This window comes from Streptomyces sp. SP17BM10 (assembly GCF_036322405.1).
GTDB lineage: Bacteria > Actinomycetota > Actinomycetes > Streptomycetales > Streptomycetaceae > Kitasatospora.
In genome coordinates this window covers 72,831-83,291 of the sequence record NZ_JAQYXB010000343.1, presented here as the reverse complement: position 1 = coordinate 83,291, position 10,461 = coordinate 72,831, and the positions used below count along the sequence as shown (strand labels likewise).

General features: G+C 72.6%; 9 protein-coding genes. 8 read left to right on the top strand and 1 reads right to left on the bottom strand.

Features of this window, described 5'->3' with window-relative positions:
• Positions 1-663: transcriptional repressor LexA (gene lexA, locus PUR71_RS02715; RefSeq protein ID WP_329924672.1), on the bottom strand; the 663-nt coding region annotated here is incomplete at its 3' end.
• Positions 664-1,008: 345 nt separating this feature from the next.
• On the opposite strand from lexA, the gene nrdR reads away from it, so the two are divergent.
• From nrdR to PUR71_RS02675, 8 genes are all read left to right on the top strand, one after another.
• The gene (gene nrdR, locus PUR71_RS02710; protein ID WP_329924671.1) at positions 1,009-1,503 is read left to right on the top strand and encodes a transcriptional regulator NrdR; all 495 of its coding nucleotides are present in this window, start codon (positions 1,009-1,011) and stop codon (positions 1,501-1,503) included.
• A gap of 226 nt (positions 1,504-1,729) precedes the next feature.
• Positions 1,730-4,627, top strand: coding sequence for a vitamin B12-dependent ribonucleotide reductase (locus PUR71_RS02705; protein ID WP_329924670.1), 2,898 nt, complete (start codon positions 1,730-1,732; stop codon positions 4,625-4,627).
• Between the two features lie 185 nt (positions 4,628-4,812).
• Complete coding sequence (locus tag PUR71_RS02700) at positions 4,813-5,577, top strand: SDR family oxidoreductase (RefSeq protein ID WP_329924669.1); 765 nt, start codon at positions 4,813-4,815, stop codon at positions 5,575-5,577.
• 328 nt (positions 5,578-5,905) lie between these two features.
• Positions 5,906-7,660 (top strand): sensor histidine kinase, encoded by a 1,755-nt coding sequence (locus PUR71_RS02695; protein ID WP_329924668.1) that lies wholly within the window; start codon positions 5,906-5,908, stop codon positions 7,658-7,660.
• Positions 7,660-8,094 (top strand): roadblock/LC7 domain-containing protein, encoded by a 435-nt coding sequence (locus PUR71_RS02690; RefSeq protein ID WP_329924667.1) that lies wholly within the window; start codon positions 7,660-7,662, stop codon positions 8,092-8,094. The genes PUR71_RS02695 and PUR71_RS02690 overlap by 1 nt, the downstream gene beginning before the upstream one ends.
• Positions 8,091-8,459, top strand: coding sequence for a DUF742 domain-containing protein (locus PUR71_RS02685; RefSeq protein WP_329924666.1), 369 nt, complete (start codon positions 8,091-8,093; stop codon positions 8,457-8,459). Before PUR71_RS02690 ends, PUR71_RS02685 begins: the two co-directional genes overlap by 4 nt.
• Complete coding sequence (locus tag PUR71_RS02680) at positions 8,440-9,165, top strand: GTP-binding protein (protein ID WP_329924665.1); 726 nt, start codon at positions 8,440-8,442, stop codon at positions 9,163-9,165. Before PUR71_RS02685 ends, PUR71_RS02680 begins: the two co-directional genes overlap by 20 nt.
• Entirely contained in the window at positions 9,162-10,406 is a 1,245-nt protein-coding gene (locus tag PUR71_RS02675) for a cytochrome P450 (RefSeq protein WP_329924664.1), read from the top strand. Before PUR71_RS02680 ends, PUR71_RS02675 begins: the two co-directional genes overlap by 4 nt.
• Positions 10,407-10,461 lie beyond the last annotated feature (55 nt).

Genomic DNA, 10,461 nt, shown 5'->3' with positions numbered 1-10,461 from the left:
GGCCTCGATCATCGAGTCGCCGCGCACGGTGAGCGCGAACAGCTCGCCCTCGCCGACCAACTGGCGCGGCAGCGGGAAGACGTCCTCGACCGTCTGCTCGGCCAGGATCGGACCGCCGGCGGCGATCCGGCCGACCAGCGGGACGTACGAGGTGGACGGCCGACCGGCCGTCTCGGCCGTGTTCGGGCGGGCCACCTCGACGCCGCGGACCTCGTAGGCGCGCGGGCGGTGCGGGTCCCGACGGAGGAAGCCCTTGCGCTCCAGGGCCATCAGCTGGTGGGCGACCGAGGAGGTGCTGGACAGGCCGACGGCCTGGCCGATCTCGCGCATGGACGGCGGGTAGCCCCGGCGCTGGACGGAGTCCCGGATGACCTCGATGACGCGGCGCTGGCGCTCGGTGAGCCCGGCCTCGTCGGTGCGGATGCCGGGGGGGCGGCCGGGCATCGCCCGTGGGGGTGCGGGGTGGGCGTCGTCCAGGACGGGGGAGTGTTCGATCGGCTGGTCGGGGACGCGGCTCGCGCTGGAAACGGCCGGGCCGGAGAGGCGGTGGTCTTCGCTACGGTCCATGCTGACGTCCACACTCTGCTGATTCGTGGTGCGCTGCCCCACCTTGAACTGGGAGTGTTCCTGCACCGGGATGGTGTTGCTTTCGATGGTGTTCACGGCGGCCCCTCTCGACGGCTGTCCTCTCCCCTTTTCCAGCCCAACGCACCTCGTATCGAAAGGTTGCGCCAAACACACGTTCGAGTGAATTATTCGAGAGTTGGCTGACTCGATCAAGGCTTTGTTGTACATCGATCGAATGTTCGACCAGAACTCGACTTCCGCAGTCTAATCGGCGCCGACACGCCAGGGGTGCCGCTTCCCCCTGAGGCCTACATCTAGTGGCTACAGTCCTCTCCGTGCCCAGTGGTAGTGGTCGCGGCGCATGATCAGCTTGCCGAGGCCCGGGGCGCATCGCATAGACTCGACCCAGTCCGCACGTCCTGCCAGGGAGGGATCCTTCAGGTGCACTGCCCCTTCTGCCGGCACTCCGACAGCCGCGTCGTCGACAGCCGGACCACCGAGGACGGCAGCTCGATCCGCCGCCGCCGGCAGTGCCCGGACTGCGGCCGCCGCTTCACCACGGTGGAGACGGCCGCGCTGATGGTCATCAAGCGCAGTGGGGTCACCGAGCCGTTCTCCCGGGAGAAGGTCATCTCCGGCGTCCGCAAGGCCTGCCAGGGCCGCCCGGTCACCGAGGACGCCCTCGCGCTGCTCGGCCAGCGGGTCGAGGAGTGCGTGCGCGCCACCGGCAACGCCGAGCTGACCACCCACGACGTCGGGCTGGCCATACTCGGCCCGCTCAAGGAACTCGACGTGGTCGCCTACCTGCGCTTCGCCAGCGTGTACCAGGCGTACGACGGACTGGAAGACTTCGAGGCCGCCATCGCGGAGATCCGCGCCGGACGGCCCGCCGAGGCGGACGGCACCTGCGTGCCCGTCGCCGCCGCCGCGCCCTAGGAGGCGCCCCGACCGGGCCCCGCGGGGCCCGAACCGTGCCACGACGGCCCTCCGGGGCCCACGCGTGCCCGGAATCCGGGCACAGAACACCACAAACCGTGCGCAAGCGGGCGAGGCTCTCGCCTGCCCGCACACCGGAAGAACGAACCAGCGGTGTCCGGACTTTTCGGGGCACCACGGGCGTTTGCCCAGGAGTCGGGCGTTTGCCCAGGAGGAGGAGCGAGAAGTGACAGACACCACGAGCGGTTCCGCACGCGGGTCGAAGTCCGACAAGGCCGCGGCGAAGGGGGCCGGCAAGGCCCCCAAGGGCGGGCTGCGGATGGAGCGCATCCACACCACCCCTGGCGTCCACCCCTATGACGCGGTCCGCTGGGAGCGGCGCGACGTCGTCATGACCAACTGGCGCGACGGGTCGGTCAACTTCGAGCAGCGCGGCGTCGAGTTCCCCGACTTCTGGTCGGTCAACGCGGTCAACATCGTCACGTCCAAGTACTTCCGCGGCGCCGTCGGCACCCCGCAGCGCGAGTGGAGCCTCAAGCAGATCATCGACCGCGTGGTGCTCACCTACCGCGCCGCCGGCGAGAAGCACGGCTACTTCGCCTCCGAGGGCGACGCCGAGGTCTTCGAGCACGAGCTGACCCACGCCCTCCTCCACCAGGTGTTCAGCTTCAACTCGCCGGTCTGGTTCAACGTCGGCACCAAGCAGCCCCAGCAGGTCAGCGCCTGCTTCATCCTGGCCGTCGACGACTCCATGGAGTCGATCCTCGACTGGTACAAGGAAGAGGGCATGATCTTCAAGGGCGGCTCCGGCGCCGGCCTCAACCTCTCCCGCATCCGCTCCTCCAAGGAACTCCTCACCTCCGGCGGCAACGCCTCCGGCCCGGTCTCCTTCATGCGCGGCGCCGACGCCTCCGCCGGCACCATCAAGTCCGGCGGCGCCACCCGCCGGGCCGCCAAGATGGTCGTGCTCGACGTCGACCACCCGGACGTCGAGGCCTTCATCGAGACCAAGGTGAAGGAGGAGGAGAAGATCCGTGCGCTGCGCGACGCGGGCTTCGACATGGACCTCGGCGGCGACGACATCGCCTCCGTCCAGTACCAGAACGCCAACAACTCGGTCCGCGTCTCCGACGAATTCATGACCGCCGTCGAGAACGGCACCGAATTCGGCCTGCGCGCCCGCCTCACCGGCGAGGTCATCGAGACCGTCGACGCCAAGAAGCTGTTCCGCAAGATGGCCGAGGCCGCCTGGGCCTGCGCCGACCCCGGGATCCAGTACGACTCCGTCATCAACCACTGGCACACCTGCCCGGAGTCCGGCCGCATCAACGCCTCCAACCCCTGCTCCGAGTACATGCACCTGGACAACTCCAGCTGCAACCTCGCCTCGCTCAACCTGATGAAGTTCCTGCGCGACGACGACACGTTCGACGCCGAGCGCTTCGCCAAGGTCGTCGAACTCGTCATCACCGCGATGGACATCTCCATCTGCTTCGCCGACTTCCCGACCGAGAAGATCGGGGAGACCACCCGCGCCTACCGCCAGCTCGGCATCGGCTACGCCAACCTCGGCGCCCTGCTGATGGCCACCGGCCACGCCTACGACAGCGAGGGCGGCCGCGCCCTGGCCGGCGCCATCACCTCCCTGATGACCGGCACCGCCTACCGCCGCGGCGCCGAACTCGCCGGCGTCGTCGGCCCGTACGACGGCTACGCCCGCAACGCCGAGCCGCACCAGCGGGTCATGAAGCAGCACGCGGACGCCTCGCTGGACGCCGTCTCCCTCGACGACCTGGACGCGCCGGTCTGGCTCGCGGCCAACAAGGCCTGGCAGGACGTGCTGCGCCTCGGTGCGCAGAACGGTTTCCGCAACGCCCAGGCCTCGGTCCTCGCCCCGACCGGCACCATCGGCCTGATGATGGACTGCGACACCACCGGCGTCGAGCCCGACCTCGCCCTGGTCAAGTTCAAGAAGCTCGTCGGCGGCGGCTCGATGCAGATCGTCAACGGCACCGTCCCGCGCGCCCTCAAGCGCCTGGGTTACCAGGACGAGCAGATCGAGGCGGTCGTCGCCCACATCGGCGAGCACGGCAACGTCGTCGACGCGCCGGGCCTCAAGACCGAGCACTACGAGGTGTTCGACTGCGCGATGGGCGAGCGCTCCATCTCGCCGATGGGGCACGTGCGGATGATGGCCGCGATCCAGCCGTGGATCTCCGGTGCCATCTCCAAGACCGTGAACATGCCGGCCGCCGCGACCGTCGAGGACGTCGAGGAGATCTACTTCGAGGCGTGGAAGATGGGCGTCAAGGCGCTCGCGATCTACCGCGAGAACTCGAAGGTCGGCCAGCCGCTCTCGGCCAAGAAGAAGGCCTCCGAGTCCAAGGCCGCGGAGGCCGAGGCCCCCGCCGCGGTCGAGAAGGTCGTCGAGTACCGCCCGGTCCGCAAGCGCCTGCCCAAGGGCCGCCCGGGCATCACCACCTCCTTCACGGTCGGCGGTGCCGAGGGCTACATGACGGCCAACTCCTACCCGGACGACGGCCTCGGCGAGGTCTTCCTGAAGATGTCCAAGCAGGGCTCGACCCTCGCGGGCATGATGGACGCCTTCTCCATCGCCGTCTCGGTCGGCCTGCAGTACGGCGTGCCGCTGGAGACCTACGTCTCGAAGTTCACCAACATGCGCTTCGAGCCGGCCGGTCTGACCGACGACCCGGACGTGCGGATGGCGCAGTCGATCGTCGACTACATCTTCCGCCGCCTGGCGCTGGACTTCCTGCCGTTCGAGACCCGCTCGGCGCTCGGCATCCACTCCGTCGAGGAGCGCCAGCGCCACCTGGAGACGGGCTCCTACGAGCCGCTGGAGGCCGAGGAGCTCGACACCGAGACCCTCGCCCAGTCCGCCCCGGTGGCCCCGGTGCCCGCCAAGCCCGCCCCGGCCCCGGCCCCGGCCGCGCCGGCGCCCAAGGCCCCGGCGAAGCAGGCCCACAACTCCACGGAGCTGATGGAGATCCAGCTCGGCCTCAACGCCGACGCCCCGCTGTGCTTCTCCTGCGGCACCAAGATGCGGCGCGCCGGCAGCTGCTACCTCTGCGAGGGCTGCGGCTCCACCAGCGGCTGCAGCTGACGACCCCGGTGTCACCTCGCGTGAGGTGAGCCACTGAAGCGGGGCGAGGACTTCACGGTCCTCGCCCCGCTTCTTCGCGTTCTTCTTCGCGTTCTCTCCGCGTTCGCCGGCGTGCCGATGTCACGGATGGGGGCGGTGGGCTGTCGGTAGGGGGTGAAGGGTCTTCGGAGAGGAGCGGGTGAGTCATGACGGTGCTGGTGACCGGGGCTACGGGGACGTTGGGGCGGGAGGTGGTGCGGCTGCTGGTCGCGCGGGGGGTGGCGGTGCGCGGGTTGAGCCGGCGGGTCCGGGGCGGCGGGGCGGACGGGGTCGAGTGGGTGGCCGGCGACCTGGTGACGGGGGACGGGGTCACGGCGGCGGTGGCCGGGGTGGAGACGGTGATCGACTGCGCGACCTCGCAGGGGAAGAAGGACCTGGACGCCGTGCGGCACCTGGTCGCGGCGGCCGAGCGGGCCGGGGTGCGGCACCTCGTGTACGTGTCGATCGTCGGCGTCGACCGGGTGCCGATTCCCTACTACAAGACGAAGTACGCGTGCGAGCAGGTCATCCGGGAGTCCCGGCTTGGCTGGTCGGTGCTGCGGGCGACGCAGTTCCACGACCTGCTGCTGAGGTTCTTCGGCAGCTCGGCGAAGCTCCCGGTGTTCCCGGTGCTCACCGGGACGCGGTTCCAGCCCGTGGACGTCCGGGAGGTCGCCGAGCACGTGGTGGCCCTGGTGGGGGAGGGGCCGTCCGGCTACGCGCCGGAGGTCGGCGGCCCGCAGGTGCGGACGTACCGGGACCTGGCCGAGGCCTACCTGCGGGCCACCGGGCGCCGTCGGCTGCTGCTGCCCCTGAGCCTTCCGGGAGCGGCCGTCCGCGAGCTGCGGGCCGGCGGCAACCTCACGCCGGAGCGGGCGGTGGGTCGGGGCACCTTCGAGGAGACCCTGGCGGAGCGCTTCGGCCGCCGGTGATGTCAACCGGAGTCGACGGGTGCGCCCGCGCGTACGAGGAGGCGGCCGCCCTGGGGCGGGCACTGGGGTGGTCAGATGGCGGACTGTGAGCATCCGTTGAACGTCGTGAATCGGTGTAGGCGACGTGAATGAACGAGATTGACCGTCAACTGGCTGCTTAAGGGCAATGTCTGAATCGATATGATCGGCCGAAAGCGTGAATCGATCAGCCGCCCGGACACGTTCCGCGACGCCGCCGGGCGGCCTCGTATGCGCTCGAACCACCCTCGGCGTCACCAGTGTCGCCGACCCGCCGCCCGAGCCGCCGCCGTTGTCGAGGACCGCACTGATGAGAGAAGCCACCAGCTCCGACGGCGGCCCGCGCCGACCGCCCGCGCCGCGGACCGTCGTGCTGACCGCCGCGGCCGTCCTGCTCGCCCTGGTCGCCGGGCCGGTCGGGATCGGCCGGGCGCTGGGCGCCCACCAGCCGCTGACCGCGCTCGCCGTCGGGGCCGTCAGCGTCCTGTGGCTGATCGCCGTCGGCCTGGCCGCGAGCGGGACCGAGCGGTCCCGGCGGCTGGCCGAGGACCTCGCCGCCCAGCACCAGGAGACCACCGCCGCGTTCGTCCTCGCGGGCTCCGCCCGGCAGGCCGAGACAGCCGCGCACGACGACGCCGTCTGCGCCCGCGCCGAGCGGGACGCCGCCCGGGCCGAGCGGGCCCGGGCCGAGGCGGACGTCGTCGCCGCGCACGCCGAGCTGGCCCGGCTGGGCGCAGAGCTCGACGAGGAGCGGGCGCGGACCGAGGAGGTCCGGGCGGCGGCCGAGGCCGAGCGCGCGGACCTGGACCGGCTCGCCGACGGCGTCCTGCCCGAGATCGTGAAGAAGCTCCGTGGCGGCGCGTCCGTCGACAGCGCGCTGACCGCCCACCGTGCGCACCCCCAGCACGCGCTGCTGCGCGCCGTCGCGGAGGAGGTCGGCCGCGGCGAGCGGCTGCGGGCCGCCGCGCTCGCGGTGTGCGCGACGGCCGCCGGGCGCGTCCAGGCGCTGGCCACGAGCATGCACGCGGAACTCCGCGAGATGCAGCACCGGCACGACGAGGAGGTCCTCGGCGACCTCCTGCGGCTGGACCACTCGACCGCCCAGGCCGGCCGCATGGCCGACAGCATCGCGGTGCTCACCGGCGCCCGCTCGGGCCGCCGCTGGGCCAAGCCGATCGCGGTGGAGTCGGTGCTGCGCGGCGCGCTCGGCCGGATCGGCGCCTACCAGCGGGTGCGGCTGCACAACGCCAGCACCGCGGCCGTCGCCGGGTACGCGGCGGAGGGCGTGATGCACGCGCTGGCCGAACTCCTCGACAACGCCACCAACTTCTCGGCCCCGCCGGCCGAGGTGCACGTCTACGTGGAGGAGGTGCCGGCCGGGCTGGCGATCACCGTCGAGGACAGCGGCCTCGGCCTGAGCGACAGCTGGCTGCGCCGGGCCGAACGGGCCGTCTCCGCCGAGCCGTTGGACCTCGCCACGCTCTCCGCCGGTACCCGGCTCGGTCTCGCGGTCGTCGGCGTACTGGCGCGCAAGCACGGCCTGCAGATCTCGTTCCGGCCGTCGGCGCGCGGCGGCACGGGCGTGGTGATGCTGGTCCCGCAGCAGCTGCTCACGCACGACACTCCGGCGCCCGCCCCGGTCCAGCCGCCCGTCGCGGAACCGGTGCGCCCCGCGCTCACCCCCGCGCGCCCGGCGCCCGCCCCGCTGCCGTCCGCGGCCGCCGTGCCGGCCGTCCTGGCCCCGGCGGTCCCCGCGCCGGCCGCCCCGGCCCCGCTGCCGTCCGCGCCCACCCCGATCACCGACAGCGGCCTTCCGCAGCGCCGACGCGGCCAGACCCTCGCCGCCACCGCCCCGGCGGCGGCGACCCCGTCCGCGAAGCCCCTCCGTGCGGACGCCTCGACGGCCGCCGCCCGGTTCGGCGCCTTCCGCCGGGCCGCCCAGCGCGCCGCGGAGGACGCCGCGGCCCCGGAAGCCCTGACCACGGCCGCCCCGGCCCCGGACGCCCCGACCACGGACACCGACACCACGCCCGACGCTTCCCCCGTCACCGAGAAGGACTCCTGATGAGCAGCGCGACCGACCGTGACCTCGACTGGCTGTTGGAAAACCTGCTGAGCGTCACCCCCGGCGCCCGGCACGCCCTGGTGCTCTCCGCCGACGGCCTCAAGCTCTGCCACACCTCCGGCCTCGACGCCGACCGGGCCGACCAGCTGGCCGCGATCGCCTCCGGCCTGCAGAGCCTGGCGCACGGCGCCTCGATCGAGTTCGGCGACGGCACCGGCGGGGTCCGGCAGTCGATGACCGAGTTCCACGGCGGCATCCTGTGCATCGTCGCTGCCGGCGAGGGCGCGCACCTGGCCGTCGTCACGGACGACGAGGCGGACGTGGGCGTGGTGGGTCACAACATGCACGGCCTGATCGAGCAGATCGGCGTTCACCTGAGCGCGCCGGCCAGGTCGGTGGAGGAGACCGGGACGCACGAGAGCGCCCGGGCATGAACGCCGGGCCGGTCCTGCCGGGCCGGGACGACGACCCGGACCGCCTCTACACGATCACCCGGGGCCGCAGCCGCTCCCCGGAGAACGCCTTCGACCTGGTCACCCTGATCGTCGCCGAGCGGGAGCCGGCGCCGGGCATGCAGTCGGAGCACGCGCGCATCCTGCGGATGTGCGAGGCCCCGACCGCCGTCGTGGAGGTCGCGGCGGAGCTGGCGCTGCCGGTCTCGGTGGTGAAGATCCTGCTCGGCGACCTGCTGGAGTCCGGGGCCGTCACCGCCCGGCATCCCCGGTTCGCGCCGAACAAGGCCCGGCTGCCCGATCTCGACACGCTGAAGCAGGTGCTGCATGGCCTCCAACGGCTCTGACCCCGCCGCGCCGGCGGCCCCCGCGACGGCGGTTGCGGCTCCCGCCCGTACGGCCCCGGACACCGGCCGCACCCCCCTGCGGGCGACCGCCGACAACGCGCTGAAGATCGTCGTGGTCGGCGGCTTCGGCGTCGGCAAGACGACGCTGGTCGGCTCGGTCAGCGAGATCCGTCCGCTGAACACCGAGGAGGTCATGACGCGGGCGGGCGAGGGCATCGACCCGGCCGGCACGTGGGGCAAGCGCTCCACGACGGTCGCCTTCGACTTCGGCCGGATCACGCTCTCCGAGAGCCAGGTGCTCTACCTGTTCGGCGCGCCGGGGCAGGAACGCTTCTGGTTCCTGTGGGACCGCCTGTTCAGCGGCGCGCTCGGCGCGGTCGTCCTGGTGGACACCCGGCGCCTGGAGGAGTCCTGGTACGCCATCGACCGGCTGGAGCACCACGGCACCCCCTTCATCGTGGCCCGCAACAACTTCGGCGAGCCGACCCACACCCTGGAGCAGGTCCGCGAGGCCCTCGACCTGCCGCCGGAGGTGCCGCTGGTGGACTGCGACGCCCGGGACCGGGAGTCCGGCAAGCGGGTGCTGATCGAGCTGGTCGGCCACCTGGCCGCGCTGGTGGAGGCCGAGGCCGGACTCCCCGTGCCGTCGGCCGCGTCCCACCTCGCCGAATCCCCCGCGCAACAGTACGAGGAGAGCACCCCGTGACCGAGCCCGCCGTCACCCCGCCCCCGGGCTGCCCCGCGCACGCCGGCGCCACGCCGCTGTACGGGCCGCGCTTCCAGACCGACCCGGCCCAGCTCTACCGCGAGCTGCGCGCCCAGCACGGGCCGGTGGCCCCGGTCGAGCTGGCCGGCGGCGTCCCCGCGTGGCTGGTCATCGGCTACCGCGAGCTCCAACTGGTGACCGGGCAGCCCCAGTTGTTCGGCCGCGACTCCAGCCGCTGGCACGCCTGGGACACCCTGCCGGCCGACTGGCCGCTGAAGCCGATGATGGCGCCCGTGCCGTCGATCCTCTACGCCGAGGGCGAGGAGCACGTGCGCCGCTCCCGGGCGGTCACCGACGCGCTGTCGGCGATCGACCCGTACGAGCTGCGCAAGCACGCCGAGGAGATCGCCGACCGGCTGATCGACGACTTCGTGGGCCGCGGCGAGGCGGACCTGGTCGCCGAGTACGCGCACCGGATGCCGCTGCTGGTGCTGTGCCGGGTGTTCGGCCTGGACGAGGAGCAGGCGCCGGAGCTGATCGCGGCGCTGCTGACCATGCTGGACGGCGGCCCGGACGCCCCGGCCGGCGCGCAGCGGCTGCTGGAGCTGATGCTCGCCCTGGTGCGGGAGAAGGCCGAGCACCCGGGCGCGGACGTCGCCTCGCGCATGCTGGAGCACCCGGCCGGGCTGACCGAGGACGAGGTGATGCGCGATCTGCGGGTGCTGCTGATCGCCGGCCACCAGCCGTCCTCGTACTGGATCTCCAACGCACTGCGCCTGATGCTCACCGACGAGAGGTTCGCGGCCTCGCTCGCGGGCGGCCGGCGCAGCATCAGCCAGGCCCTCAACGAGGCGCTCTGGGAGGACACCCCGACGCAGATCTTCGCCGGCCGCTGGGCCGTGCGGGACACCCACCTCGGGGGTCAGCGGATCGCCGAGGGGGACATGCTGCTGCTGGGCTTCGCCGGGGCGAACTCCGACCCGTCGGTGCGCCGACCGGACGGCCGGCCCGCCGAGGGCAACCGGGCGCACATGAGCTACTCGTACGGCGAGCACGGCTGCCCGTTCCCCGCGCAGGAGGCGGCCGAGGTGATCGCCACGACGGCGATCGAGGTGCTGCTGGACCGGCTGCCGGACCTGCGGCTCGCGGTGGCCGAGCACGCGCTGGTGTGGCGGCCGTCGGCGTGGGTGCGCGGGCTGGTGGCGCTTCCGGTCTCGTTCACCCCGGGGCACGCGGCCTGACCGCACGGTCTTCGGGTGCCCCCTGCCCGAAGTCCCGCGATTCCCCGGTCCCGCA